General features: G+C 45.7%; 35 protein-coding genes and 3 pseudogenes. 17 read left to right on the top strand and 21 right to left on the bottom strand.

The genetic code is table 11. The annotated features are described in order from the left end of the window. Positions 1-57: 57 nt before the first annotated feature. From RS881_RS12505 to RS881_RS12495, 3 genes are all read left to right on the top strand, one after another. Positions 58-441, top strand: a complete 384-nt coding sequence (locus RS881_RS12505) for a hypothetical protein (RefSeq protein ID WP_315821378.1) — start codon at positions 58-60, stop codon at positions 439-441. Between the two features lie 93 nt (positions 442-534). Continuing rightward, positions 535-1,098 (top strand): hypothetical protein, encoded by a 564-nt coding sequence (locus tag RS881_RS12500; RefSeq protein ID WP_315821377.1) that lies wholly within the window; start codon positions 535-537, stop codon positions 1,096-1,098. Continuing rightward, entirely contained in the window at positions 1,074-1,889 is an 816-nt protein-coding gene (locus RS881_RS12495; RefSeq protein ID WP_315821376.1) for a sensor histidine kinase, read from the top strand. The genes RS881_RS12500 and RS881_RS12495 overlap by 25 nt, the downstream gene beginning before the upstream one ends. Here the strand turns inward: RS881_RS12495 and RS881_RS12490 are convergent. The 16 genes from RS881_RS12490 to RS881_RS12415 all read right to left on the bottom strand — a co-directional run bounded on the left by RS881_RS12490 (position 1,886) and on the right by RS881_RS12415 (position 12,136). After that, entirely contained in the window at positions 1,886-2,062 is a 177-nt protein-coding gene (locus RS881_RS12490) for a hypothetical protein (RefSeq protein WP_315821375.1), read from the bottom strand. The genes RS881_RS12495 and RS881_RS12490 overlap by 4 nt on opposite strands. A 50-nt stretch (positions 2,063-2,112) precedes the next feature. Further along, on the bottom strand, positions 2,113-3,024 hold the full coding sequence (locus RS881_RS12485) for a hypothetical protein (RefSeq protein WP_315821374.1): 912 nt from the start codon (positions 3,022-3,024) through the stop codon (positions 2,113-2,115). A gap of 171 nt (positions 3,025-3,195) precedes the next feature. Continuing rightward, positions 3,196-3,909, bottom strand: coding sequence for a class I SAM-dependent methyltransferase (locus RS881_RS12480; RefSeq protein WP_315821373.1), 714 nt, complete (start codon positions 3,907-3,909; stop codon positions 3,196-3,198). Between the two features lie 206 nt (positions 3,910-4,115). Then, positions 4,116-4,352: a hypothetical protein gene (locus tag RS881_RS12475; RefSeq protein ID WP_315821372.1), complete on the bottom strand. Its 237-nt coding sequence runs from the start codon at positions 4,350-4,352 to the stop codon at positions 4,116-4,118. 157 nt (positions 4,353-4,509) lie between these two features. Beyond that, positions 4,510-4,794, bottom strand: coding sequence for a hypothetical protein (locus tag RS881_RS12470; RefSeq protein WP_315821371.1), 285 nt, complete (start codon positions 4,792-4,794; stop codon positions 4,510-4,512). Beyond that, positions 4,794-4,937, bottom strand: coding sequence for a hypothetical protein (locus tag RS881_RS12465; RefSeq protein ID WP_315821370.1), 144 nt, complete (start codon positions 4,935-4,937; stop codon positions 4,794-4,796). The genes RS881_RS12470 and RS881_RS12465 overlap by 1 nt, the downstream gene beginning before the upstream one ends. A 100-nt stretch (positions 4,938-5,037) precedes the next feature. Further along, a complete protein-coding gene (locus RS881_RS12460; RefSeq protein WP_315821369.1) occupies positions 5,038-5,313 on the bottom strand; it encodes a hypothetical protein in 276 nt (91 codons plus the stop codon). A gap of 495 nt (positions 5,314-5,808) precedes the next feature. Then, a complete protein-coding gene (locus RS881_RS12455; RefSeq protein ID WP_315821368.1) occupies positions 5,809-6,576 on the bottom strand; it encodes a FecR family protein in 768 nt (255 codons plus the stop codon). A gap of 241 nt (positions 6,577-6,817) precedes the next feature. Beyond that, entirely contained in the window at positions 6,818-7,375 is a 558-nt protein-coding gene (locus RS881_RS12450) for an RNA polymerase sigma-70 factor (protein ID WP_315821367.1), read from the bottom strand. A 199-nt stretch (positions 7,376-7,574) separates the two neighbouring features. After that, positions 7,575-8,699 (bottom strand): radical SAM protein, encoded by a 1,125-nt coding sequence (locus RS881_RS12445; RefSeq protein WP_315821366.1) that lies wholly within the window; start codon positions 8,697-8,699, stop codon positions 7,575-7,577. Positions 8,700-9,138: 439 nt separating this feature from the next. Beyond that, the gene (locus tag RS881_RS12440; RefSeq protein WP_315821365.1) at positions 9,139-9,831 is read right to left on the bottom strand and encodes a hypothetical protein; all 693 of its coding nucleotides are present in this window, start codon (positions 9,829-9,831) and stop codon (positions 9,139-9,141) included. Then, a complete protein-coding gene (locus RS881_RS12435; protein ID WP_315821364.1) occupies positions 9,828-10,265 on the bottom strand; it encodes a hypothetical protein in 438 nt (145 codons plus the stop codon). Before RS881_RS12435 ends, RS881_RS12440 begins: the two co-directional genes overlap by 4 nt. Beyond that, positions 10,241-10,720, bottom strand: coding sequence for a choice-of-anchor tandem repeat GloVer-containing protein (locus tag RS881_RS12430; protein ID WP_315821363.1), 480 nt, complete (start codon positions 10,718-10,720; stop codon positions 10,241-10,243). The genes RS881_RS12435 and RS881_RS12430 overlap by 25 nt, the downstream gene beginning before the upstream one ends. Beyond that, positions 10,678-10,929, bottom strand: coding sequence for a hypothetical protein (locus RS881_RS12425; RefSeq protein ID WP_315821362.1), 252 nt, complete (start codon positions 10,927-10,929; stop codon positions 10,678-10,680). The genes RS881_RS12430 and RS881_RS12425 overlap by 43 nt, the downstream gene beginning before the upstream one ends. Further along, positions 10,926-11,987, bottom strand: coding sequence for a choice-of-anchor tandem repeat GloVer-containing protein (locus tag RS881_RS12420; RefSeq protein ID WP_315821361.1), 1,062 nt, complete (start codon positions 11,985-11,987; stop codon positions 10,926-10,928). Before RS881_RS12420 ends, RS881_RS12425 begins: the two co-directional genes overlap by 4 nt. Continuing rightward, positions 11,981-12,136 (bottom strand): hypothetical protein, encoded by a 156-nt coding sequence (locus RS881_RS12415; protein ID WP_315821360.1) that lies wholly within the window; start codon positions 12,134-12,136, stop codon positions 11,981-11,983. The genes RS881_RS12420 and RS881_RS12415 overlap by 7 nt, the downstream gene beginning before the upstream one ends. A 442-nt stretch (positions 12,137-12,578) precedes the next feature. On the opposite strand from RS881_RS12415, the gene RS881_RS12410 reads away from it, so the two are divergent. The 7 genes and pseudogenes from RS881_RS12410 to RS881_RS12380 all read left to right on the top strand — a co-directional run bounded on the left by RS881_RS12410 (position 12,579) and on the right by RS881_RS12380 (position 16,565). Then, positions 12,579-12,935, top strand: coding sequence for a UbiD family decarboxylase domain-containing protein (locus RS881_RS12410; RefSeq protein WP_315821359.1), 357 nt, complete (start codon positions 12,579-12,581; stop codon positions 12,933-12,935). Then, positions 12,902-13,476, top strand: a pseudogene (locus tag RS881_RS59370) (UbiD family decarboxylase domain-containing protein); the annotation flags it as partial. The gene RS881_RS12410 and the pseudogene RS881_RS59370, both read left to right, overlap by 34 nt. Positions 13,477-13,500: 24 nt before the next feature. Next, on the top strand, positions 13,501-14,049 hold the full coding sequence (locus RS881_RS59365; protein ID WP_350340212.1) for a UbiD family decarboxylase: 549 nt from the start codon (positions 13,501-13,503) through the stop codon (positions 14,047-14,049). 23 nt (positions 14,050-14,072) lie between these two features. Further along, positions 14,073-15,088 (top strand): annotated as a pseudogene (locus RS881_RS12400) (methyltransferase). 205 nt (positions 15,089-15,293) lie between these two features. Then, the gene (locus RS881_RS12390; RefSeq protein ID WP_315821355.1) at positions 15,294-15,521 is read left to right on the top strand and encodes a cupin domain-containing protein; all 228 of its coding nucleotides are present in this window, start codon (positions 15,294-15,296) and stop codon (positions 15,519-15,521) included. Positions 15,522-15,584: 63 nt separating this feature from the next. Beyond that, positions 15,585-16,205 carry a methyltransferase gene (locus tag RS881_RS12385; RefSeq protein ID WP_315821354.1) on the top strand — a complete coding sequence of 207 codons (621 nt, stop codon included), beginning with the start codon at positions 15,585-15,587 and terminating at the stop codon, positions 16,203-16,205. Between the two features lie 7 nt (positions 16,206-16,212). Next, positions 16,213-16,565: pseudogene (locus RS881_RS12380) on the top strand (methyltransferase). 123 nt (positions 16,566-16,688) lie between these two features. Here the strand turns inward: RS881_RS12380 and RS881_RS12375 are convergent. Next, a complete protein-coding gene (locus tag RS881_RS12375) occupies positions 16,689-17,462 on the bottom strand; it encodes an alcohol dehydrogenase catalytic domain-containing protein (RefSeq protein WP_315821352.1) in 774 nt (257 codons plus the stop codon). 641 nt (positions 17,463-18,103) lie between these two features. Between RS881_RS12375 and RS881_RS12370 the strand changes: the two genes are divergently transcribed. The 3 genes from RS881_RS12370 to RS881_RS12365 are packed head-to-tail and all read left to right on the top strand — an operon-like array spanning position 18,104 to position 19,425. Beyond that, positions 18,104-18,334, top strand: coding sequence for a hypothetical protein (locus RS881_RS12370; protein WP_315821351.1), 231 nt, complete (start codon positions 18,104-18,106; stop codon positions 18,332-18,334). Between the two features lie 46 nt (positions 18,335-18,380). Beyond that, complete coding sequence (gene relB, locus RS881_RS59360) at positions 18,381-18,638, top strand: type II toxin-antitoxin system RelB family anti-toxin (RefSeq protein ID WP_350340211.1); 258 nt, start codon at positions 18,381-18,383, stop codon at positions 18,636-18,638. 25 nt (positions 18,639-18,663) lie between these two features. Then, positions 18,664-19,425 carry an ImmA/IrrE family metallo-endopeptidase gene (locus RS881_RS12365; RefSeq protein WP_315821350.1) on the top strand — a complete coding sequence of 254 codons (762 nt, stop codon included), beginning with the start codon at positions 18,664-18,666 and terminating at the stop codon, positions 19,423-19,425. A 64-nt stretch (positions 19,426-19,489) separates the two neighbouring features. Here RS881_RS12365 and RS881_RS12360 read toward each other — a convergent pair whose 3' ends face one another. Further along, positions 19,490-19,627, bottom strand: a complete 138-nt coding sequence (locus RS881_RS12360) for a hypothetical protein (RefSeq protein ID WP_315821349.1) — start codon at positions 19,625-19,627, stop codon at positions 19,490-19,492. A gap of 288 nt (positions 19,628-19,915) precedes the next feature. On the opposite strand from RS881_RS12360, the gene RS881_RS12355 reads away from it, so the two are divergent. From RS881_RS12355 to RS881_RS12345, 3 genes are all read left to right on the top strand, one after another. Then, positions 19,916-20,914: an SPFH domain-containing protein gene (locus RS881_RS12355; RefSeq protein ID WP_315821348.1), complete on the top strand. Its 999-nt coding sequence runs from the start codon at positions 19,916-19,918 to the stop codon at positions 20,912-20,914. A gap of 87 nt (positions 20,915-21,001) precedes the next feature. Beyond that, entirely contained in the window at positions 21,002-21,970 is a 969-nt protein-coding gene (locus RS881_RS12350) for a TFIIB-type zinc ribbon-containing protein (RefSeq protein ID WP_315821347.1), read from the top strand. Between the two features lie 229 nt (positions 21,971-22,199). Continuing rightward, positions 22,200-22,742, top strand: a complete 543-nt coding sequence (locus RS881_RS12345; protein WP_315821346.1) for a hypothetical protein — start codon at positions 22,200-22,202, stop codon at positions 22,740-22,742. Here RS881_RS12345 and RS881_RS12340 read toward each other — a convergent pair. Then, positions 22,694-23,362: a glycosyl hydrolase family 18 protein gene (locus RS881_RS12340; RefSeq protein WP_315821345.1), complete on the bottom strand. Its 669-nt coding sequence runs from the start codon at positions 23,360-23,362 to the stop codon at positions 22,694-22,696. The two genes, RS881_RS12345 and RS881_RS12340, sit on opposite strands and share 49 nt — an antisense overlap. Before the next feature lie 12 nt (positions 23,363-23,374). On the opposite strand from RS881_RS12340, the gene RS881_RS12335 reads away from it, so the two are divergent. Beyond that, positions 23,375-23,635 carry a hypothetical protein gene (locus RS881_RS12335; protein WP_315821344.1) on the top strand — a complete coding sequence of 87 codons (261 nt, stop codon included), beginning with the start codon at positions 23,375-23,377 and terminating at the stop codon, positions 23,633-23,635. 172 nt (positions 23,636-23,807) lie between these two features. Here the strand turns inward: RS881_RS12335 and RS881_RS12330 are convergent, their stop codons facing one another. Both RS881_RS12330 and RS881_RS12325 read right to left on the bottom strand, forming a co-directional pair. Continuing rightward, entirely contained in the window at positions 23,808-24,305 is a 498-nt protein-coding gene (locus tag RS881_RS12330) for a glycoside hydrolase family 18 protein (RefSeq protein WP_315824455.1), read from the bottom strand. A gap of 41 nt (positions 24,306-24,346) precedes the next feature. Next, positions 24,347-25,087, bottom strand: a complete 741-nt coding sequence (locus RS881_RS12325) for a hypothetical protein (RefSeq protein WP_315821343.1) — start codon at positions 25,085-25,087, stop codon at positions 24,347-24,349. Positions 25,088-25,177: the final 90 nt, after the last annotated feature.

Genomic DNA, 25,177 nt, shown 5'->3' with positions numbered 1-25,177 from the left:
TCAATATTACAGATTGGCCATCCTAAAACAGAGTACATCGTACATAACTATGAGGAATTGAAGGCTTATTTAGATAAACTGCAATTTAATGACATAGACACTCCGGATACAAAAACAAATTACCTCAAGGGTGTGGCCTTTTACTTTGCCAGGTCTTATCACAGGACGGCTTATCTTCATACTGACAGTATAAAAGGGCCTGCAGTACTTGAACCCAATAATCTGACCATTATACTTTATCCCGTTAAGTACACAGAAAAGGAGGTCGCTCTTGCCACTCACAGGAGAATATACCCCAACCCAAATGGTAAATATGAACCCAAAACTAAATATAAAAAACTCGACCAGGTATACGATAATTTTGATAAAAACCTGAAAAAAGCAATAAACTATGAAACCTCAGGCAATTTACCTTTCGACCTGGGTCATACCAAACCATGACAATATTAGGAGTGATACAAATTGCAACAGAAGTGATCGCCTGTATCACTTCTGTTGTCTTTACCGGTCATTGCATAAGCACCACTGGGCGGTATGGATCCCTTTTTGTTGTATACCTGCTTTGTGGAGATATGGGGGTTCATCATCGCTGACAGCCCACAAGACTTGTCCAATGTATGGCTATACAATCCCTATATTATTATTTCAGTTACTTTTTATTGCTGGTTCCTGATCTCGATAGCCATCCTGCCCGGGCAGGTCAAACGGCGTCTTTATTGTATCCTTTTCCCATTGGGCACTGGCGTCTTAACAGCCTATTTGATATGGGGTAACCGGGAAAGCCTGATCAAGCCAATCCTTAATATTGGCGCTTTCCTTATTAGCCTGCTGTGCTTACTTTTCTTTTATACGCAAATTAAAAACCCGGCTTGTCATCAATCCCTGCTACGGGTTCCAGGCTTTTGGATGGCGGCTGGCTTATTGATCTTCTATACGGGCATTTCCTTACTGGCCTCTGTTTATGACCTCTTAGAAAAAAGTAGCATTAATATTGGAGGGTCTTCTATACAAAACTTCATCACCCAGGTACTGTCATTATTCCTGTATACCTGTATAACCATTGCCATCATTCAATGCAGTTATCCACCGAAAACATAATTGCCATCCTGCTAACAGGAACGCTTTTCCTGGTTATGCTGGCAGGATTTATCCTGCTGTTGGTAAAGGCTTTTGACAATGCCCGAAAGGCGTTCACGCTGGAGAAGGAAAATATCAGCAAGGAATACGAAACGCAAATACTGCAAACACAACTGGAGATCCAGGAGCAAACGCTGGAAAAGATAAGTCAGGAGATCCATGACAATATCGGTCAGGCTTTGAGTTTTGTAAAGCTGAGCATCAGTACGGTTGACTTGCAGCAACCAGCAGCCACACAAATCAAATTAGATGAATCCAAAGACCTGATCACAAAAACTATACAAGACCTCCGCAACCTGTCGAAAATACTCAATACCAGCTTTATTAATCATGTAGGGCTTATCACCGGTATACAATACCAGCTTGAGTACCTGCAAAAAACCGGGGTTTACGAAACGGTCTTTGACTTTCCGGATACTACGCAAGGGCTTCCACCCGATGCGGAAATGGTCTTATTCAGAATTGTACAGGAGTTGCTCAACAATATTGTAAAACATGCAGGGGCTACGAAAATACAGATAGGATTGGTGTTTACTGATGATAGTCTGTTTATTACTGTACGGGATAACGGGAAGGGGTTTGATAAAACCTTACTGGCAGATAAGCCCAATTTAAAAGGCCTGGGTTTAAGCAATATGCACAAAAGGCTGGCGCCTATCCAGGGCAATATGAGCATCGAAAGCGATGGAGCCACAGGCACCTGTATAACAATCCAGGTTCCCCTACCCTCTTCGCCCTTTCAGTACGCTTAAAACCTGATCACAGCATTGGGAGCAGGGCGTTCTTTGGTAATAACGGCAGGCGCCACCTCTTTCCAGGCGACTTTACCAAATTTAGTCATATCAGCATAAGCGCCCAATAAGGTAAAGCGTTCAAAAGCAAATGGGATACCTTCTGCTCCCAGGGGTGAGTTGGCATTGGCCACGTGAAAATGAAGATGGGGGCCGGTTGTTTGACCGGTAAAGCCCAGTGCCGCTATTGGTTCTCCTTTTTAACGGCCTGCCCTGGTTTTACTTTGATGCTGCCCGGCTGAAGGTGTTCATAAAAAGCGATATGGCCCTTGTCCAGGTCGATGGCGAGATAGTTGCCGGTTGCCTTATCCGAAGGATACACAGGATGGGCTGAAAGAGTTTCGCTTTCTGGAAAATCATTTTTCGCAGCCACCACTACCCCATCGGCTACAGCTATAACGATTGCCGCATAACCATACCAGTTTTTGATATTGTTCTCATCACCGGTTGCATACTGGCCCAGGGAATCGAGTTGGATAAAGTCGATGGCAAAACGGCCGGGTATGCGACTGGTTCCATCGGGTGCATATACTACGCGGCGATGGCCACGGAGCCAAGCGGGTTCATAGATGGCTGCCCAGTTGCCTGTCTGCAAGGGAGGGCCTAATAACAGCGTAGTTGGCTGATAGGTGGTCAGCGCTCCATGCAGGGTTTGTGTTTTTACCTGCTGGTGATGGATGGTTTCAAAAGTGAGGCGATGGCTGAGTTTGCCGGGTTTATCAGCCGGCAATGCTACTGAGGTAAATGATGGCTGCGGAGCCTGGAGGCAACAAGGTAACCCACCGGGTGCCGCTTTCTTTTCGCGGCTGGTTCTTTTGCCCAGCTCATTGTTGTCAAGTGTCCATAGGCGGGTGCCTTTATTTCCCAGCACTTCCAGTTGTTGCAAACGGATGGAATCGGGGCCATTATTGGTGAGGTGCAATTCATAATACACGGTGGGCTTGCCGTTGATGGGCACTGACTGCGGATTGAATTGGGCCTTCAACTCCACAGGGGCATTGGATTGCTGACCACAAGCAGGCAGCATCAACAGGACGGATATGAAGACACTCAACAAGCGGATAGCTACGGCAACCTGGTTTAATTGTTTGAGCATGGTACTGGGTTTTGAAATTGAATCGCTGATTATACTGGTTTTTATGGATTGCGCTGATTAAAGATAATTGACAAGTTGAGAAGTTGATAGGGTAATATGGGTAGGAAGTTGGTAGTATAAAAAAGCCTCACCATAAACAGGCAAGGCTTCTACAATATGGTTATATACCTATTAAATCACTTTTTTCCAGAGGGTATTGAACCCACCGGTGAAGCTGTAGGGTAGTATTTCGGCTACTTTACAATCAAGTGCCTGGAGTGCTTTCACTCTTTTGGTGAGCAGGGAGAAAGGAAATACGTCTTCTACAAAATTGGTCTTGCTAAAGCGGATGATCTTAAATTGATTGGCAGCGGCCAGTTTTTCCAGGTCGCTTTGGGAGAAGAACTGTACATGATCCAGGTTATCGGCCTGTGATTGAACGGTGGTACCCTTATACCCCAATGAACCTTTAATGCGGTGAATAAAGTTTTGCAACTTCGGGTTCTTGCGGGCGCGTAACATAGGCTTGGTTACAAACACTTCGCGCGGGCCTTTGCCATTGGGCACTGTAACTACGAGGGTGCCATCATCTTTCAATGATCTATAGAGGGTTTTGAGCAGGATACCCGGCTGGTGCAGGTGTTCCAGCACTTCACTGCATATTACGGCATCGAATTGCTTGCCCTGGGCTATGAGGTCTTCGGCACTGATCACTTCAAACCTTACATTGGGCAGGGTATTTTTGCTGGTAGCTACTTCGATGGTCTTTTGGCTGATATCAATGCCCAGCACATTGTACCCAAATTGGCCTAAGTGCCTACTGATCACACCATTACCACAACCCACATCCAAAATATTGCCTCCGGCCGGGATGGCCTTGGCCAGGCTATCGGTAATAAATTTCAAGCGTTTTATATCCGCAATACGCTCGTATTCATACGAAATTGATGACTGTTGCATGCAACAAAGTAACGAATGAGAACGCAGGTATGCAATAACTGCTTGTTATTTTTCTTAATATCCTGAAAATCAGGTGCAAGAAAGGGCATCACCCATACAATATTGTACTAATGCGACCTATGGGCAAACAGGCTCACGGGGATGTATGAATGTTACCTTCCTCCGGAATTGGGATGGTATTTGGCGGCAAAATATTGGGCTTCTTCCTGCAGCAGCTGCAATACATCGGGCGGGATATTGTCGTTGTATTGGGTGCTTACGTATTTATAGAGGCTGTTGAAATCCATGTGGGCTTTCCGTACTTCGGCAATGGCTTTCATACGGGAAGAAGTTTGTGCAGTGGTTGTTTCAAGGAATTTCTTTACTTCAGTGTCTGTGATTAAACTCATAGGGATAAGCGTTATGGCATGAAAATACAACAAATGCACAGATCAAAAGCAAATCCCGGTAACATATATCAAAAATACCGTTTTTACCCGGTATAGTACCCCGTAAAAAAACGGGTAGTTTCCCCAAAGAAAACTGGTGATTGAATTGAGCGGTTGATTAATTTTTGTTAAAGGAAGGTAATCTGTACAACAGGCTTATTTGCAAACCGATCCAGCTTTTGTTGCTGGAGGTAACGCCTGCCTTATAGTTATTACTGATGGTATATACAGGTTTGACCACGTAATAGGTACCGTCGATATCTGTTCCGGGAGGGAAACGGGTATCAAGGGCAGTAGGTTTACCACTGATATAATAATTACTGCTCAGCAAATTGAATACGGGTCCAAAGCGTAGCTGCCAGTGGTTATTCAATTCTTTTTCGAACTGCAGGCCCAGGCGCATCAAACGCCCTTTACCAGGACGGACATGGTATCCATGGGCAGGTATGATTTGGACAGGTTTCCCATGGATACATCAAGGCCTATTTTCCAGTTATTATCTCCCAGTCGCAGGGAAGTACCTACGCCATAGGAAATCCCCTGCACATCGAAATTGGTGTTCCATTTGGCCAGGAGGTACAGCCAGGGGAAACCTGCGTTGAGGGTAGGGCTTGCATAAAAACATCATCGGCTGCCAAACCTCCTGCTACAAAAAAATTACTATTTCCGCTGCGGGTACGATCTCTCCCCCACGGCGGCCACCACCAGCATTTCCGCCGGGCTTGTTATTGGCAGAAAGGTTGTTGGCTGTTGATTGTGTAAGTAATGGACGGGAAGTAGTAGCCCGTGGTGCAATAGCACTGGGGTTAATGCCCGGCCTGTCGTAATTGCTTACCACTGCTGGCAATACGGTCAATCGTTGGGCAGGTTGTTGGTGCCTGGTGCCAGGTGTAGTAGTAGTAGTAGTAGTAGTAGTTGCCACAGGTGGTTCCTGGGAGCTGCTATTTGACCTGGGTCTTGTATTACTGGTGGTTGTCGACTTTGCGGTTGTAAGGGGTTTATGTCGGGTCGTATTAGGGGTGGTATACGCTTTACGGTTGCCGGAGTAGCTGCATTCGGCGGGGGTGTTGGAGCCAGGGGCAGTTCCTTAGTAGTAAGTGGTTCATTGTGGATAATGATATAGTTACCAGCAACCCTGTGCCGCAGTTTATAACGGCTTTTGAGTTGTTGCAGTAAGGCTTGAACGGTGATGGATCTGCCGGTTAGTAAGATCAATAGGCCAGGGTTGATCTTTTGGGCATTAAAAGAAAAATGTATCCGGTTTGCCGGGCAACGAGGGCGCCCAGCGAATCCAACCGGAGTTTTTACCGGGCAGCAACAATTCTTTCTCCTGTTTGAGGCTGCTTTGCTGCGCATAAGCGGGTTGCAACAAAGAAATAGACAAAGAAAAAGAATGATCACAGTTATACTTACCGCTTTACCTGCACTCATCCCCTGAAATATAAATGGTTTGTTGTTCTATTCTGTAATGGATCCCTAAAGAAGCTGCAATTACCTCCATGATCTGTTGTATGGACTGGTGATTAAATTGGGTATTCAGCCGGCAGTGCGCCAATTTACTGTTCTCAAAAACAATCTTCACGCCATAGGCGGCTTCCAATGCCTGCTTTACGTCCTGCAAGGGCGTACTGTAAAAGTAAAGCTCGCGGGTGGCATAAGCAAAATTGTTGCGCACAACGGAATCCCACAGCTTCAATTCTTTTGTTTGGCGGTTGTAGATACCGGTTGAACCGGCCGATACCAATAGGTTGCTGGCGCCTGCATATAATTTAACCAGGCCCTGCTTTACGCCCACGGTAATAACAGTGGTATCCTGGTTTACATTAAATTCCGTTCCCACTACTTCTATTTTTAGCTCACCGGCTGCAATGGTAAAAGTTTTGCCTGCCTGGTGTTTTACGGAAAAGTATCCCTCTCCTTCCAGGGTTACCTGCCGGTTGCCGGTAGCAAATCCCGGCGCCAGCTTTAAACGGCTGTTCCTGGTTAAGATAATAATGGACTGATCGGCCAGGGTATCGGTACGGACGGAATTACCGGCGGTAATGACGCCTGTTGGGGGCGTAAGGGTGGTACGGTTCAGAAAAAGTAACTGCCCAGACCGGCTCCCAACAGCACCAGGATGGCCGCAGCAACGGCAAATGGCCGCGAAAAAGCTTCCGGGCGGGGGCTGTTGCGGGCACCTCAATACCCTTCCTTAGTTGTTGCCAGGCGGCGGCATCGTCGGGCGCCTGGTAGGTATTGCCTGGCGAAGCCTGTTCCCATAAGGTAACCAGGGCCTCAAATTGAAGGCGGTTGTCTCTTGACTGGTCCAGCCATTCATCAACGGCAATAGCTTCCTCCGGCGAAGCTTCACCGGCCAGGTACCTGCCTATCAGGGATTCATTGATTACTATGGGAGGGTTTTGGTTCACTATTGTTTACTACATTTATAACCAACTATTTGCATACAAGATAAGCAGGCAAAGGTATTCGCCCAATCGAGCACGAAATATTTTCAATGCTTTACCGATCTGTGCTTCCACAGTTTTTACTGAAATATTCAACTCATTAGCAATATCTGTGTATTTCATGCCTTCGACGCGGCTTTTAATAAAAACAAGGCGGCACTGGGCAGGCAGGCTATCGGTGACGGATTTTATTTTTACGGACAGTTCGCTCACCACCACTTTATCCCGCGCGTTAGCAGCCATCATGGGTGCATTCATGGCCATGGCCTGCACATGCCGGACCCTTAATTTTTGATCGCGGATGCTATTGAGGCATAGGTTGTGGGTAGCTTTGTACAGGTACGCCTTAATATGCTCTTCCATCAACAATTCATCGCGTTTTTCCCATAGCTTTTTGAAAACAAGTTGTACTATATCGCTGGCGGCATCGGCATCCTTGAGTAAGGTAAAGGCATACCGATGCAGCTTTGCATGGTAATCATGAAAGAGTTGTTCAAATTTTGCCAACTGATGGTTATTGCCTGATACTTTCAACACGTTAAAAGGTCCCCCCGCTTTGTCTGTAAAACTACCTCAAAACGCTCCAAGGGGTTAGAAAACAATAGACAAGTTATCTCCCCCTACCGTTGCACCTACAGGTATTGAGCCGGACAGGGGCAATTGGAGCAAATCAAGTACAATACTCCCACTTTTTACTAAACAAAGCAGTCATTTCCTACCAACAACCTGTTAAAGTCTATGAAACGTTGGATCCATATTTTGCCATTATTTTTTTAAACCGCTCCAGATGGTCATTCCATTGGTATTTACCCAGGATACGGCTGGTTAGCCCGGGGCCTACCCATTGTTCCATTTGGCGGAATAAGGTGATATCATATTTCCGGTGAAAATTGATCCAGCAGCCATTGCAATCGCGGCAATGTTTCTTTTGCTGTTCAATGGTTACGGCATCATTGAAAATAGTGTCGAGGCTTGCTTGATAAATATTGCCCAGCTTGAGGTCGAGGTTTTGACAAATTGGTACATCGCCATTGGGTAAAACAACCAGGCTGTCGAAAATAGAATAGCAGGGCAATTTTAACTGGCCTTGTTGCCAATGCTGGTACAACAAGAGGAAGTCGAGGTTTTCTTCAAAATGACCCAGCTGCTCAATAATGTCTGCTGGAATGTTGAATGTAGCAGCCGGTTGTGCAGCCATCTCCCCCTGGGCTGCTTTGCTGGCATTGGCTGTGTCATGTGCTTTCTCAACGGTATCAAAATAGGAGATATTGTTGTAGATGCCTACCCGCAAGTCAATGGCATGGGTTTTACAAACTTCCATTACATGGGTCAGGTCGGCAAAACTATTGTAAGGGGAAAGGGTAAACATCACAGATATCCTGCATGTAGCTTTCAGCGCAGTGATCACCTGCAGCACTTTATCATAACCATCTTTACCCCGCATGTGTTGGTAGGTTTCGCGGGTGCCATCCAGTGAAATGAATAGTCTTTGGGGCGGAAATTGTTCTACTGCCCGGATCACTTTTTCGGGCTGGAGGCAGTTGGACAACAAATCGAAATTGGGATGGTGTTGGTGAAACCATTCGAGTATTTCAAAAGCCTGTGGATGGAGGAGGAACTCACCGCCTTCCAGGCCGATCGTCGTTGAACTATTGATGCAATCGCTTTGCATGATCTCAATGATGGTGTCCTTGGGCAGGTGGACCACTGGCCGTTTGGCCCATATCAGGCAATGCTTACAACGTGAATTGCACAGATCGGTAGCATAGATCATGAGGGTGGACAATACTTTCTTTGCAGGTTGTAATTGATTGCGTACAAACCTGGATCCGCGGGTAATATAATCGGCAGTGGTATACATAGTATCAGCTTAATAGCACAACAAGTAAAAGGATCATGCCTGCGAGGATAACCACCAGTATAGGAATCACCATATAGAGTAGCATCCTGGTCAATTGCCGGCACTTTTCCACCTCTTCGTAGTGCATGTGATTGCTTTAGTATTGGAACCCTTGTGCCAAACAATACCCTTACATGGTTTGGGAAATTAATTTGGAAGCGGCTAATGAGGAATGGCTGGTGGCTAGTGGAGAATCAGGTTCTTTTCAGCCAGCCGGTGATACTCATACGCGGTCTGGAGGCTATGGGTGGAGTGGGCGGAGAAATAGCACCGGCTTAGCGGCTACAAAGATGGTTATCAACTAATGAGGATTGGCCCAAAGCAGGTTTAATTGGGGGCCAATCCTCACTTATAGTGCTGCTATTTCTTTCTTATTGTCGCACAAGGTGCATAGAGCGGTTTATTCCTCCTTCCTGGTATACGGCATTATAGATACCCGGCAGCAGTTTTTGCACCTCAAAGTCTTTACCTGGCTGCCCTTTTGTACGAGCCATTGGGTACGCGCTACCAACCGGCCGGTTGCATCATAGACAGCTACCGGAATAAGCTGATCAATGGGCGACTGGATACTAAAAATGGCTTGACTACCGGTAACGGGATTGGGCATTAATTGAACAGTTAATTGCTGCGCGAGTCCACGATCGAGCATAATGATGGATGCATAAGTGATGGCACCATTGCTTTCTTTCATTTGCAGGTGGTAATAGGCTTTACCGGCAATTGGGTTTTGATCGGCCAACTCAAAAGGGTTATTGCAATCGCCTACAGTGGCCAATACCAAACCTATCTGCAGGAAGTGGATGCCATCGGTACTCCGTTCTACGATAAAGTCGGTGTTTTCGGTGCAGGAAGCTTTCCATTGCAACCTGTTGGTTACCGGCCCGGTTACACCTTTAAAATATTCCAGTTTTACCGGCAGGGCTGCGTATGCCTTACTGGCGAAGTAGAAAGAAGAAAAATGGTTCACCTGTGCTGTGTACACATAATCCAGGCCCCAGGTGGTGACGGTAGCTATAATGGGGGTTGCTTTGGCACCCACCTCGCTGGAACAGGCTTCTTCGTTTTTAAAAATGGTTAGATCACTTACGTTCAAGAGGCCAGATGCAGGGGTATTTTTAAGGATTCAAATTCAGTCTTACGAATATAAAAGCGTACGCTTACAGGTGTGGCGGGTTGGTTAGCTACGGTGATGCTGATATTGCGGTCAAGGTACAACCTGCCGGCTGCATCTTTTCTCGTGGCGCCATTGTGGGTATAGAAGCTAATAGATACGTTGCCGAGGTTATTGCCATTGGCATTGATCTCGGCCACAGCATACCCTTCGTCATCGGTAAAGGGCACCCAGGTAGTATTGTTGGTGGTATTGATCATTGCCGATCCACCGGGTGTACAGGAGCCGGGGGCGCCAGTAGCTACGAGGGCAGGCACAGTGGTAAGCTGGGTAAACCGTGGGCTACTACCATTTATCACATTGAAAGCGGACCTCTGCTGGTAATTATCCATCACCGGATCGTATTCATACAACACACCGCCATCATATACATCGCCCCTCGCCAGGTGGTTCCATAAAATTTATTATTGAGTATAGCAAGGCTTGCCATTGGATAATTTCCGCCGGGTGATTTGAACTCATGGTGTTTGGTGTATACACCCGTTCCCAGGTTGTAGGAGTACAAAACGCCATTGCCATCGGGTGCACCGCCCATATTGGTAGTGCCGTAGAGTTTGTTGTTGAACACCACCAGGGTAGCCCGCGGATGTTCACCCTGGGCCGGCGAAAAATCATACAATTTCTGAAAACCATTGCCGGCCGGTGTGTACACAAACAAGGTACCTGCATCATTGGCGCCACCACCGGCGGCAGTGCCGTATATTTTGCCGTTGTGCAGGGTGAGCCCGGCGCAGGGCCATTTGCCAAAGGAGCCGCCAAAGGTCACTTTCACCGAATAGGTACTGGTAGCCAGGTCGTATTCGTAGAGCACACCATTGAATTACCACCACCCAGGTAAGCTGTACCATAGAGTTTGCCATTGTAGTACACGGGGATTCCCAATGGCATCATACCTGTTGCTATTTCGAAATAATGCTTTACGGTATATTGATCATTGAGGGGATTGAATTCATACAGTACGCCTTCATTGCCGTCATCATATTTGGTTACGCCATAAAGCCTGTTGTTGAAAAGCATCATACCCCCTCATCATCTACATTGCCGGTTGCGGTGGTCATATGGTACCGGATGGCATACGTGTGCGTAGCGATGTCGTAGGAATATATGACGCCTTTGTTGAAATTACCTCCTGAACTTGTGACACCGTACAGCTTGCCACTGTAATAGGTAAGCTTGCCTTCAGGCCTAAAGCCATTGCTGGAGCCGAGGTCTACCCGCCTGTGGTATCCGTTCACATCGGGATCGTATTCAATAAGGGCTCCCTGGTTATTGGCGCCTCCTTCGTTGGGCAGTCCATACAGCTTGTCATTGTACAGGCATAAGGTACCCACCGGATAAGCGCCGGAAAATTCGCGCTGGAAGATGAGCCGGGGCTGGTATTGATTCAGCACGGGATCGTACCTGAACAAAGTGCCCTGGCTCATCGAAGCGCCTGAACGGGCGAGGCCATACAGCTTTTGATCGTATACTACCATGGCGCCGTTGATAAAGGTGCCCATGGTAGCACTGAGGTCGATCTTTTTCGTCAATTTATTCGCCAGCGGATCGTACTCATAAATAACACCGCCATTGTTGGCACCACCCTCCCGTGTACCGCCATAGAACTTGGTCCCGTTGTTGAAAAATCGCACCATACCGCCTGAAGCTTCGGCAGCGCCTATGGAAGCCATATCCGCTATTTTGTTCAGGGTATTGGTGTTGAGGTCGAAGCTAAATAAGATACCGTCATTCAATGTACCGCCAGCAACCGTTGTACCGTACAATTTATGCTGGTACTCCAGCAAAGCGCCATTGCGGTAATACCCCATGGCATGAGGAAATTCGGCCAGTTTGGAAAATACATTCGTTTCCAGGTCAAAGCTATAGATCACACCCGCATCTACCCCTCCGTTGAAAGTAGTACCATAAATTTTATCAAAGGCCACTGTGATATTGGCATCCGGAACGTAACCGGTAGTACCCTGGAAAATGTGTTTGATGGCCAGGGCATTGCTCATGGGGTTGTATTCAAACAAGACTGCCTTTGTGATCCCTCCACCCTCTACAATACCATACAATAATCCATTGTGGATTACCATGGTACCCTGGGCTTATTAATACCATAATCATAGAAGTCGATCTTTTTGGTATACGTAAAGGTCAGGGGATCGTACTCATAAATGAGGCCCCAGCTTTGTTTGCCGGCACTGGGCAGCATACCATATAGCTTGCCGTTTGCAGCGATCACCCCTGCATCATAAGGCTGCCCTCCGGGCGTGGATATATTGAAAGCATTGTATGCCCTGATACCGGTGCCATCATATTTGGCGGAGAACAGGGTACCCTGGTCATTGTTGCCACCACGCTCGGCAACGCCCCAGAACTGGTAGATACCCTGGGCAGTGCCGGTAGTGAAGAGTACCAGCAGGCAATAAACGATGGAGTATACTTTTTCATATCGATCATGTTTTAAGGAAGCACCAAATTAAACCGGGAGCAGGGGCGATCACATGATCGCTTAATGGATAGGGTGTTTGGCTTAACGGAATAGATATTCCTAATAGCAGTATTCAACTGAAATAAAATTACAGTACTGCCACTTAATTTTACCCGAACCTGTCTGGGTGCACCTATAAACCTTTTCTTACTGAATGATAGCCCCTTTTGATACAATACCGGACTCATTATCTATGCCAGTCATATATGATCTTCGTAGTGCGTTGGCTATGCTTGAACAATTGCCTGGGCAATTGTTGCAGACGGATGAACCGGTAGACCCTAATGCCGACCTGGCTGGCATCTATAAGCTCATTGGTGCGGGTGGTACTGTAGAAAGGCCTACCCGTACAGGTCCTGCCATGATTTTCAATAATGTGAAAGGATATGCAGATGCACGTGTGCTGGTAGGATTAATGGCCAGCCGCGAGCGGGTTGCTGCTTTGCTGGGGGCCCCGGCTGAGGAACTTGGTATTTATCTTGGAAAAGCAGTCAGGAATCCAATTCCCCGGTACTGGTGGAAAATAAACAGGGGGTATGTCAGGAAATAGTGTACAGGGCAACTGATCCAGGCTTCGACATTATGAAAATCATACCTGCACCCACCAATGCTCCAGATGATGCAGGACCATTTTTTTGCCTGGGGTTGGTTCTTGGCACTGATCCCGATACCGGATATAATGATGTTACTATCCATAGGTTATGTGTGCAGGGAAAGGATGAATTATCCATCTTTTTGCACCCGGGCGCCATATAGATGTATTCAGGGCTAAGGCAGAGGCTGCGGGAAAAGCTTTGCCAGTATCCATTAATATGGGTCTTGATCCTGCTATTTATATAGGAGCCTGTTTTGAGGCACCTACCACGCCATTAGGTTTTGATGAATTGTCTGTGGCTGGTGGATTAAGGGGGCAACCTGTGGAGTTAGTGAATTGTATTACTATTCCACAAAAATCAATAGCGCACGCAGAAATAGTGATTGAAGGGGAAATTTTGCCAAACATACGGGTCAGGGAAGATCAGCATACCAATACAGGACATGCAATGCCCGAGTTTACAGGTTATGAAGGAAAAGCGAACCCGGCTTTGCCCGTTATTAAAATTAAAGCGATTACGATGCGTCGGCATGCGATCCTGCAAACACTGGTAGGCCCAGGGGAGGAATGTACCAACCTGGCAGGGCTGCCCACAGAAGCAAGTATTTACAATGCGGTAGAAGCAGCCAGGCCAGGCCTTGTTAAAAACGTTTATGCCCATACTTCGGGTGGTGGTAAGCTGCTCTGCATTATGCAAATCCATAAACAAGGCCCGCTTGATCAGGGGCGTGAACGACAGGCCGCCATATTGGCGCTGGGCGTATTTTCGGAATTGAAGCAGATCATTTTAGTGGATGAAGATGTAGATATATTCGATAGCAGCGATGTATTGTGGGCATTAACGACCCGTTTTCAGGGAGATGCCAGCACCATATTCATTCCTGGTGTGAGGTGTCATCCGCTCGACCCTTCACAGACACCAGAATATAATAGCAGTATAAGGGGAAAAGGTATCAGTTGCAAAACGATATTCGATTGTACCGTACCCTATGAGTTGAAGGCCGTCTTTCGCCGGGCAAAATTTAAAGAGATAGACCCCAGGCCCTGGGCGCCTGGGTTGTTCCCATAATTTGTTTACTTAACTTTTTCACTATGGAAACTTCATCTGCTCAGCCGCTTGCCTCGCCTGCCGGCGAAATGTTTGAACTTTCAATTGCTTTCTGGCGATCATGCTGTTTGTATACAGCCGTTCGGATTGGAGTTGCAGACATGTTGGAACAGGGGTCTCAAACGGCTAATGCCCTTGCCAGCGCAACGGGGTGTAACCCCGATGGACTTTATCGCTTATTACGTGCGCTGGCGGGCCTGGGGGTGTTTAGAGAAGAGAAGGAAAGAACATTTTCACTGACGCCATTGGGCACTACCCTAACGAGCAGCAATCCTGATTCCATGCGGTCCTGGATTCTATGTATGTTGGGAGAAAGGTTTGTTCCCTGGGGTGATCTTCTGTATAGCGTTCAAACGGGCCAGCCCAGTTTTACAAAGGTACATGGGCTGCCAGTGTGGGAATATTACTGCTTGCATCCACAGCAACGTAGTAATTACATCCAGGCTATGGAAAATCATACCAGGCCGGTGATCAGGAATGTGATAGCAACTTATGATTTTTCGAAGTTTGCAGTCGTAGCAGATATAGGCGGTGGAAATGGTACGCTATTAGGGAGCATCCTGGCCTCAGCACCACAAAGCATGGGGATTTTATTTGATCAACCTAATGTTATAGCCGCCATACCCGAAGTTGGAGACCTACCAGCGCTGAAAACAAGGTGCAGTATTATACCGGGTAACTTTTTGAATCCGTGCCTACAGGAGCAGATTGTTATATTCTAAAAAATATTCTACACGACTGGCCAGATGAGCGGGCTTTGCAGATCATGAAAAACTGTGCGGAAGCTATGAAACCAGCAAGCAAGTTGCTGGTGCTGGAAGCTGTATTAACCGAGGGCAATGACTATCATCCTGGCAAATTCATGGATATCAATATGCTGATAGTGCAGGGCGGTAAGGAACGCACAGAACAGGAGTTTAAACAACTTGCAGCATCTGCGGGATTACAGTATATCCAATCCATACCCACAGGTTCCCTGAATGCAACATTATTGAATTAGAAAAGCTGCCATAAAAAACCAAAATACTTTTTCATTAATCAACTTACTATGAACGATAATCTACAAAGCTACCCACGGTATTCACTATTTGTGAAAAATATCAGCAGCCCCTGAGCTCGATTCCCTATCACAGTGATGTAGAAGGAATAGAACGTTTCACTGCCCAGGACTTCCCCTCCATCTTGCCATCCATAAGGTCCAGGATTTGCAGGTTCGGCCATCACCTTATACAAAGCCACACACACATAATGATTTTGATGAGATCAACATCCTGATTGGCGATTCATTACGGTACCTAATACAACTCGGAGAAGAAACATACGAAATGGAAGGAAACCACAGCATCTGGATACCTGCCGGCACTTTACATGCAGCCAATGTGATACAGGGAAGCGGCTATTTTGTAGCGATAAGGCTAGAATTCAGGAAATAATCTTTATAATAAACAAAAATACAACATCATGCAAGACGAACATACTGCCGGACCCACAAAAAAATGCTCCAGGTACTTGAGTATCACTGGTACTCCTGTTGTGTATTTGTAGCAGCGAAGCTGAATATTTCAGATCATCTTTATAACGGACCGAGATCAGTGGAGGCGCTTGCATCTGCAACCGGAACGCATGCCCCATCCCTTTACCGAGTGCTGCGGGCATTGGCATCTAAAGGTATATTTGAAGAAATAGGAACGGCAGTTTTTTCGCTCACTCCCGATGCTACTGCCCTATTGAGCGATGCACCGGGCACCATGAAACATTTTATACTGGCAGAACATGGAGAATTATACAATCCCTGGGGACAATTGCTGCACACGGTACAAACAGGCGGTACGGCTTTTGATCAGTATTATAAGATGGACCTTTGGCAATATTATGCTACAAACGAGGAAGCGGGGGTGAATTTTATGCAGGCCATGACGAGGCTTACACAATATTCCGAAAAAGCCATTGTAGAAGCATACGATTTTTCCAGGCTTAATACCCTTGTAGATATTGGCGGGGGCAATGGGGGCTTGCTGATGAGCATTGCAAAATCTGCTCCACAATTAAAGGGCATTGTTTTCGACGCTCCTTATGTAGCGGAAAAACAAAGTTGGCTATTGAAGCGAATGGAATGAACGACCAATGCACGGTACAAGGTGGCGATTTTTTAAGGAGGTCCCAGCCGGCGCCGATGCCTATATTATGAAATATATTCTGCACGACTGGCACGAAGCTGATGCCATACGTTTGTTACAGTGCTGCCACCGCGCCATGAAAAAGGAAGCAAGCTGCTTGTTGTTGATGCGGTAATTCCGCCAGGCAATACGTTTCACCCGGGCAAATTCATGGATATAAACATGATGGTGGTTACCGGGGGAAGGGAACGTACCGCAGCAGAATTTCAGCAACTATTTGAGCAAGCTGGCTTACAGTTTAACCGGGTCATTGACCTGAAGGTTCCAGATGTAAGTATTGTTGAAGGAGAGAAGGTGTAAAAGATTGAGGAAGGATAGTGACCATCGCGGCAGCAAATGGATTTCGCAGATTATTGTGGTAATATATAAAAAGGGCGGCACCTTGCCATGCGGCCCTGTATTGAATGAAGCTATACTTACTGATTAATTGGGGATCATGCCATGGGGGTCGATCACAAACTTTTTGGCGACGCCTTTGTCGAAATCGTGGTATCCGCGCACAGAATCCTGCAAGGTGATCACTTCCACATTGACAGCCTTCGCTATTTTGATCTTATCGTATAAGATGGCATTCATAAGTTGCCGATGGTATTTCATAACGGGGCATTGTCCGGTGTGCAGGGAATGGGATTTGGCCCAACCCAAACCAATACGTATGCTAAGGCTTCCTATCTGAGCGGCTTTATCTACAGCATCGGGATCACCGGTAACATATAAGCCGGGTATACCCAATTGGCCGCCTGCACGGGTAATTTCCATAATGGAGTTCAATACGGTGGCGGGATGCTCTGTATTGCTATCATGCCCATGCCCGCGGGCTTCAAAACCATAAGCAGCACCTGGCCGGGCTGGATTGACGTTGAGGCAAATACCTGTTTGACCGGCTTTACAATTGTGGCAACGGCCACAGGCTATATTGAAAGGAACGGAAACCAGGTCGCCCACTTTAATAAATTCTACATCGCGGCCTGTTTCGATGATCTGTCCGGTAATCTCATGACCCAGGATGAGCCCTTCTGGGGCAGTGGTACGTCCGCGCACCATATGCTGATCGCTGCCGCAGATATTGGTGGATACTATTTTGAGGATAACGCCATGTTCACATTTCCGGTTGCCCAAGGCCAGTTTGGGGTATTCGATTTCCCTGATCTCGACTACCACGGGTTTTACATAGGCTACGCCATGATTTTGACACATACGACAAGCTTTTTAAGTGAAAGAATTGTCAATGTTAGGATCAATCAACATGGATTAATTGAACAATATTCTACATTAATGCAACTATTGTATTGAGGGATTCTGTACTGAACTCGTTAGCAATTTCCTTTCACGAGATCAACATTTCAATAACGATGCATAATTATAATTCTCCTAATTAATTCATTACCAATTATATAAAATTAAATCAGGAATATTAATCCATGGAAATGCGGAATATTTTTATTGATTTTTGCAAATAACTTACCTTCGTGCAAACGATGCTATATGTCCAGACAAATTCTTCGTCTGAAAGATGCGCAGCCAATCTTATAAACTGTACATCAGGATTTATTACACGTAATACAAAGTGGTTTTAATGACTGGCTGAAGATGAGGGAATTTTCCGGAACCCTTGGTGCTAGCCCTGTTAACTATAAGCCACGAACGAAGGCTGGCATAATTCATGACCATACTGAAAAATACGTAATAGAACAGTTCTCAGGCCGTGATGGCATTTTAGTAAAAGATTTCAATGGCGTATTTGGGATGGTTTTGCAAGAGGAGTTATTTATTCGATTCAAAAGATGGATAATACCTATTCAGTCAGGAATTTGCATACTCATCAACACACCAAATACATGAAGCAAGGGCAAATAGACGGTTTTCCGGAAAAACCTACATTCCTATTTGCGGGATATATACCAGACAAAACCTGGTCTGTTATCAAGGGCATATATGTTGCTTGCTGGATTAATGATACACTTGAATGGGTTGACGAATTTGGGAAATACACTGCGGAGCAAGCGATCCTGGATTTTGAACAAAAAGAAGATTCAACAATAGGGAAATTGAAAGGCGTATCCAACTAAAAGGGAAAAGCAAAGACGGAGAAAAGAAAACTGGTACTGATAATGAATAGGGTATGGAAAAATAAATTCAGAAATATTAAAACTTGCAAGAGAGATCAGGGGTGTCACTCAGGAAGAATTAGCGAACAGTATTGGCATAGAGCAAGGTACATTATCTAAAATTGAAAAAGGAATTTTACCAGCAGATGAGGAAATTATAAAAGCTTTTTCGAAGTCATTAGACTTCCCCAGTACCTTTTTTACCAGGATAAAAAGTATTTCTGGTAGAGGGTCATTACAGGCGAAAATTTTCGATTCCGGTTAAGAAAATGAAGCAATACGTTGCGCAAATGACAATTGCAGAATGGCATTTAATTTCAATGCTGGATGAGGTTGAATTACCCGAAGCCAAACTGCCTAAGTGGGATGTTGTGGAAGATGGCAATCCAGCTATATGCGCAAAATTCCTGAGAGATTTTTGGAGAATTCCCAAAGGCCGAATTGCAAATCTTACAAAGTATATAGAAGATAATGGAGTAGTAATAATTGCACTTGATCTAGGTGAGCTAGACGGTTTTTCAACTTTCTTCAACGGTAGTATTCCGGTAATATTTGTTAACAAAAATCTATCCCCGGACAGATATAGACTAACCGTTTCACACGAACTAGGACATTTGGTATTGCATTTTGGAAACAAAATCGGTCTGGATAGAGATTTGGAACATGAGGCCTATGAATTTGCCATTGAATTTCTCATTCCTGAAAATAATGTACGCCCCTATCTCACTAGGCTAACAATTGAAAAACTAGCTGATTTAAAAGGATATTGGTATGTGTCGATGGCCGCACTTTTGAAGTATGCCAATACACTTGGTATGGTTACAGGTAATCAATATCGCTACTTATGGACACAAATTGGAAGTTTGGGATATCGGAAAAAGGAACCAGTTAATATTCCCTCTGAAACACCAGGGATCATTAATGAAATTATTAGTGCTTACCTATCAGATTTAGGATATTCCAAGGAAGAATTAGCCTCTACTTTACATATTTCTGTTCCTGAACTTGAAAGGGTTTATTTGCATTCCAGAGTTAAACTAAAAGCGGTATAAACGATTCTTGATAATCGCAGTTGCGCATCAATTTATCACAGGTGTGGTTTTTCAACAACCTTCATTAAAGCTCTTTAAGAACGATCTCTTCTGAAGTTTTACTGTTCTGTTGGATCAGCAACTTTCTCCCATTGGGATACTCATGAATAAATTGGTTGTCTTTCTTGCAGAAACTATTTCTATAAACCAGGGGCAGGTTCATCCTGACTTTTTTTCCAGTTCTGTTTTCAGTACATTTTCAAGCTGAATATTCAATTCAGCAATGGAAGTATCAAGAATAACTATAGCTTTCTTTTTTGACGGCATGCTTTTTACCTTAGTAGGGCAAATTTACCAAATCTGCCAAAGAGTAGAAAATACAGTATTAATTAATATTCAACACAATACAAGCATTTACAGAATCCCCGTATTTTTACCCCGGCCATTGTAATATTTCTATTTATTTGACTACTAACAGGTGGTTATCTTTCTTCCAATAAAAACAACTTCTATGGGACTGTTTGATTTTATTAAGAATGAGTTTATTGAGGTCATTGAATGGGTAGATGACACGACGGATACGGTAATCTACAAATTTCCCGACAAGGGCAATAAGATCATGAATGGTGCACAGCTTACGGTGCGGGAATCGCAAGTGGCGATATTGATGAATGAAGGAGAGTTTGGAGATGTATACCAACCCGGCCGGCATGAGCTCACCACGAATAACATGCCCATCACCACTACGCTCAAATCCTGGAAATACCTGTTTAATTCGCCCTTCAAGGTGGATGTATTTTATGTAAGCACCAAACAGTTCACCAACCTGAAATGGGGCACTTCCAATCCAGTGATCGTGCGTGATCCGGAATTCAAACAGGTGCGCTTACGTTCCTTTGGTACGTATACGATGCGGGTTGTTGACCCCAAGAAATTCATCAAGGAATTTGCAGGCACCAACCCCTGGGTACGGATTGACGGGGTGAGTGAGCAATTGAGGAATACCATTGTGAGCAAACTGGCCGAGGGCCTGGCAGAAGCCGGTATTTCGGTGCTGGACCTGGCCGCTAACTTTACGGAGATCGGAGAGAAATTAAAACCCATCTTCCAAACAGAGTTCGATGCCTGGGGTATCGAGCTGGGCAAATTCTACATTGAAAATGTAACGCTTCCGGAAGAAGTGGAAAAGATGCTGGACAAAACTACGCAACTGAATATGCTGAGTGACAAGCTCAACCAGTTCAACCAAATGCAGGGTGGCATTGCACTGGAGAACCTGGCCAACAACCCTGGAGCTGCCGGCACGGCTGGTATTGGCGCTGGGGTGATCCTCACGAACCTGTTACAACCACAGCAACAACAACAAGCCAATAATACACCTGCAGTGGACCCCAACGAAAAGCAAAAGCTGCTGGACGTGTTAAAGCAGTTGAGCGAATTGAAAGCACAGGGCATTTTAACAGAAGATGAATTCAACCAAAAGAAAGCGGAGATATTAGGCAAGCTGTAATCGCTGATTACGCAGATTTAAAACTGATTGCGCGGATTTGAATAGGGATTTTACTGATGTGAAACCCGATTGATACGATCATAATTCATGGAACAAGTACAAACAGAACCCTTATTGCTCTTTCCCTGCCCGGGATGTAATGCACAATTGTATTTTAACCCCAAGTTACAACAGCTGGTATGCGAGCATTGCGGCACCAGGGTAGCCATTGATAAAGCTACTGACCTCATTAAAGAAAATAACCTAAGGCAACAGTTAAACGGCAGTACGGATGCTGCGGTGACCGTAGAGCAATTGGTGTATAAATGTAATCGCTGCGGCTCGCAATCGGTATTTACTACGGAAACACCCACTTTTACCTGTAGCTTTTGTAACTATGAAGCGGTCAACCCGGTAGCTTATAAAACCCGGATCATACAACCTTCGGGCATGATCCCTTTTATAGTGGACCAGCAGCAGTCCTTGACCATATTTAAAACCTGGACCGGGAAAGGCTGGTGGGCACCTGGTGATCTACAACAAGTTGCCCGCCATGATGCGCTGCATGGCATCTACCTCCCCTTCTGGACCTACGACGCGCAAACGAATAGTCAATGGAGTGGTTATGGCGGACGGTATTATTACGAAACGGAATATTATACAGATAGTCAGGGCAACCGGCAATCGAAACAAGTACAGAAAACGGAATGGATCTACCGCAGTGGTACCTACGATCATTTCTTTGATGATATACTGATCGGCGGCGCTACGGAACTATCACAAAAGGAATATGAAAGCATTTTCCCCTACCAATTGGGAGAGCTGGTCAACTTCGACCCCAAGTACTTATCTGGCTGGAAGGCGGATGTATATGATATTGCGGTTAATGAAGGGTACGACAAAGCAGAAGGCATCATGAAGGACGCCATCTATGAATCCTGCGCTGATCTGTGCCGCATTGATACCTACCGCGACCTGGATGTCAATACCTCGTACTCGATCAAACTTATAAGTATATTCTTTTACCCATCTGGCTGTGTACGTATGCCTATAAAAGAAAGACTTATCATTTTCTGATCAATGGGCAAACGGGTAAGATACATGGTAAGAAACCGGTGTCTACTACCAAGGTAGTCCTCACTATCCTGATCGTATTGCTGATCATTATTGCGATTCTTGTATTTGCGCAGGGGCAATAAGAGGTGACACCTTTCGCTTGCGATGCAAGGGAAAGGTGTCACCTCTTCAAATCTCTAAAACACTGCTGTGGAAATAAGGGAATTTCGCATCCAATTACTAAAACAACATGTTCAACCCGTATTATATATTTCTGATCCCGATGCTTTGGCTAGCTGGTGGCCAGCATCAGGAAATCGCCCAAGGGGCACAATCATTGGATCTCGGCTGCAAATCCTATTACCACAAGACACTTAAGAAAACAGTTTACACACAGGTGGAGATTGAAGCTCAATTTGACGGAGGTCCCGGTTCCTGGCAGCGTTTCCTCACCAAAAATCTGCGTATTCCTCAAGCTCTAATTGACTCAGATGACATTCAATCTTATATAGGGTTGCAATTCATAGTAGACGAAGACGGGCAAATTATCAACCCGGGCATACAGCATAAAAGTGATACCGCATCCTTTACCCCACTCGAAAAAGAAGCGGTAAGATTCGCTAAGCTAATGCCTATCTGGAAACCTGCTTTTGCCAGGGAAAGAAGGTGGCTTCAGAAAGAAAACAGCCTATTTTTCTTTGCTTCTTCAGTCCAGAATAAAATAAAAGCTGATTCAACATCTATTTACTCCTTTACCGCTTCCTCGATCGCCTTCAATAAAGATTTTGGTTGATCGCCCGGCACGTCCTGTGTTACTTCCCAGATCATTACGCCTTTGAAACCTTTTCTTTTGGCATAGCTGGTCTTTTCTTTGATCAGGGCAGGTCCGTTAAATACTACGAGGTTGTGCTCATTTACATCAGCTCCCAGGAAAGGAAACCAGTTAACAATTTCATTATACGGTACCTGATCGGCCAGACCGCCTGCATCACTCTTGAATTTATAGCCATAAAAGGGAAGACCGATCACCATATTGGCTGTTTTGGTATACCCCTTCTGTTTCCAGAAATCCACGGCATCGAGTACATGCTGAAAAGTAGCATGGTTGCCATAAGGGCTGGCAGCCCAGGAGCCCGATTGGTCATACACCATGAGTTGAATCCAATCGGCATATTTTAAAGCATGGGCCGTATAATATTCACCACCCCATCCATGGGCCACGGTGGCCACCAGTAATAATTGTTGGGCATGTAATTTTTCAGACAGCACCTTCATCAAGGCTTCATAATTGGCGGCATTGGTATTGTCGCGTATGATCTCCCAATCCATGTCTACACCCTGCAGGTCATTGTCTATGCAAAACTGGAGGCAGTTTTGTGCAAAGGCATTGCGGCCCGCCTCGGTAGTAGCCATCGCTGGCAAGGTTTGATCGCCACCACCACCCAGGCTGATGAACCTTTTTTACCAACCGACCGGCTTATAAACTGTGCAAAGGCAGCCTGCTCCTGGGCATTGAAAGCTGGTAAACTACCATCGGGATTGGCTTTCACGAATGAAAAAGACATGGGTCAGTCTGCTGTAATCGATGGTCGATCCATCTTTCCAGGATGGTACATAACCGCCTACCAGGAAGGATTCTTTTTGGGCCGTGCTTTTGGTACAGGCGAAGCGGAGGATAAAAAATAGTGTATGGATTAGCTTCATTAGTAAATAGTCAATGGTGAAAATTGATTCGTTTGCTTAGGCCTAGCCCTTTGAAGGTGAGCCGCTCTGCCGCGCAGCGGATGCGCTACTGCAGAGCGACCCACCTTTACCTTTTCCGCTCGTATCTCGTAGCTAGCAGCTCGAAGCTTTCTTCCTAATTCAGTGCTCTGAAGACGGTACGGAATAATGATTTGGTGGAGTCGGCTGCATCGGCATCAATGTACCAGCCATACATTCCTTTATAGGTGCTTGATTTAATGAAATTGGCTTTCTCTTTGATCAGGGGCACCCCATTAAAATAGATCCCTTTGGCCGAATTGATGTATTCTTTGGTATCGGCAGTAGCATCTAAAGCCAATATGCTTTTGTAAGGGGCATAATCATACGACGACCAGCTGGCGCAATTGCCATTGGCATCGAGTGCTGTATACCGCAATCCAAATACCGGGAAACCCACTACTACCTTGGAAGGGGGCACGTGGAATTGGGCCCAGATATTGGCGGCTGTTTTCATAAAATCCAGGGAAGAAGCTTGTCCTACCGGGGCACCAGGACCTACATGCACCCCATCTTCAAAAGCGCGTACATTGACCCAATCAACTGCCGACAGGTCGGGGTATTCCCAATGTTGCCATCCGGTACCCGCCGTGATGGTAATAATTGCATTGGCGGGTAAAGCAGCCCTTAATTCTTTTACAAAAGGCCCAAGGCGGTAAGGCTGGCGCTATAGCTGGGCGAGCCATTGAAATCGGTCATCATCACATCAACACCATCCATTTTCGATGCTGCCAGGTAATCTTTTACCTGTTTCACCAGGCCAGCACGTAAGGCAGCACTGCGCAGGGCAGGGCCCATATCATCGCTCTCATACAAGGCCCAGCCATCCACCGGTGTAAGGCGGCCAAACAGGGTAAGTAATACAGGTATACCCCTGATATGGCCCCTGGCCACCAGTTCATCGGCCAGTTGATTGGCATTGCCTCTTGTAATATCCAAAGCACCATCGGCACTTACCTTGCCCACTTGTGCAGCCAGGTGGGTAATAAAGGGCCATTTTACATCGGTACCCACACCATCATAGCTGAGATAGCCCATCACCACTTTGTTGAAGTTCTTAGGGGTATAGGAGGCAGGCTTTACCACTACCTGTGAACTGCGGGTGGATATCAATCCATTTACTTCCACTTCCAGCTTGATATTGTATTCGCCACCGGCGGTGGGTACAAAGGTGAAACTGGTATCATTCGATTTTACTTCTTCATTTACCTTCCAGCTGATCTTCACTTTGCCGGCCGGGGAGTAGGTAATGCCACCATATTTGGCGCTGCCTCCCTGGTTGATGATGATGGCCGCAGGGAAATTGCCCTGGGCATAAAATATCCGGGGATAATCGCCCTCGCCAAATTCAGGATTATCGGCAATATCTTTTTGCAAGCCTGCAATATGGAAATACAGGCCATCACACCAATAACCTGTATGAATAAGGGGAAAGTTCTTTTATTGATAATACGCATACTATTTTGA

The sequence above is a fragment of the Paraflavitalea speifideaquila genome (genome assembly GCF_032395985.1).
Classification (GTDB): domain Bacteria; phylum Bacteroidota; class Bacteroidia; order Chitinophagales; family Chitinophagaceae; genus Paraflavitalea; species Paraflavitalea speifideaquila.
This window is presented reverse-complemented; position numbering and strand designations above follow the sequence as displayed.

Bases quoted from the DNA above. Each gene is read 5' to 3' on its own strand.
- RS881_RS12470 (WP_315821371.1), bottom strand. From the start codon at position 4,794: ATGCGCCTGGGCCTGCAGTTCGAAAAAGAATTGAATAACCACTGGCAG.
- RS881_RS12420 (WP_315821361.1), bottom strand. From the start codon at position 11,987: ATGGTAATCCACAATGGATTATTGTATGGTATTGTAGAGGGTGGAGGG.
- RS881_RS12365 (WP_315821350.1), top strand. From the start codon at position 18,664: ATGACAATTGCAGAATGGCATTTAATTTCAATGCTGGATGAGGTTGAA.
- RS881_RS12385 (WP_315821354.1), top strand. From the start codon at position 15,585: ATGCTCCAGGTACTTGAGTATCACTGGTACTCCTGTTGTGTATTTGTA.
- RS881_RS12485 (WP_315821374.1), bottom strand. From the start codon at position 3,024: ATGCTCAAACAATTAAACCAGGTTGCCGTAGCTATCCGCTTGTTGAGT.
- RS881_RS12350 (WP_315821347.1), top strand. From the start codon at position 21,002: ATGGAACAAGTACAAACAGAACCCTTATTGCTCTTTCCCTGCCCGGGA.
- RS881_RS12500 (WP_315821377.1), top strand. From the start codon at position 535: ATGGATCCCTTTTTGTTGTATACCTGCTTTGTGGAGATATGGGGGTTC.
- RS881_RS12495 (WP_315821376.1), top strand. From the start codon at position 1,074: ATGCAGTTATCCACCGAAAACATAATTGCCATCCTGCTAACAGGAACG.
- RS881_RS12425 (WP_315821362.1), bottom strand. From the start codon at position 10,929: ATGATGCTTTTCAACAACAGGCTTTATGGCGTAACCAAATATGATGAC.
- RS881_RS59365 (WP_350340212.1), top strand. From the start codon at position 13,501: ATGCGTCGGCATGCGATCCTGCAAACACTGGTAGGCCCAGGGGAGGAA.
- RS881_RS12445 (WP_315821366.1), bottom strand. From the start codon at position 8,699: ATGTATACCACTGCCGATTATATTACCCGCGGATCCAGGTTTGTACGC.
- RS881_RS12355 (WP_315821348.1), top strand. From the start codon at position 19,916: ATGGGACTGTTTGATTTTATTAAGAATGAGTTTATTGAGGTCATTGAA.
- RS881_RS12475 (WP_315821372.1), bottom strand. From the start codon at position 4,352: ATGAGTTTAATCACAGACACTGAAGTAAAGAAATTCCTTGAAACAACC.
- RS881_RS12340 (WP_315821345.1), bottom strand. From the start codon at position 23,362: ATGGCTACTACCGAGGCGGGCCGCAATGCCTTTGCACAAAACTGCCTC.
- RS881_RS12345 (WP_315821346.1), top strand. From the start codon at position 22,200: ATGTTCAACCCGTATTATATATTTCTGATCCCGATGCTTTGGCTAGCT.
- RS881_RS12370 (WP_315821351.1), top strand. From the start codon at position 18,104: ATGAAGCAAGGGCAAATAGACGGTTTTCCGGAAAAACCTACATTCCTA.
- RS881_RS12410 (WP_315821359.1), top strand. From the start codon at position 12,579: ATGCCAGTCATATATGATCTTCGTAGTGCGTTGGCTATGCTTGAACAA.
- RS881_RS12360 (WP_315821349.1), bottom strand. From the start codon at position 19,627: ATGAACCTGCCCCTGGTTTATAGAAATAGTTTCTGCAAGAAAGACAAC.
- RS881_RS12375 (WP_315821352.1), bottom strand. From the start codon at position 17,462: ATGTGTCAAAATCATGGCGTAGCCTATGTAAAACCCGTGGTAGTCGAG.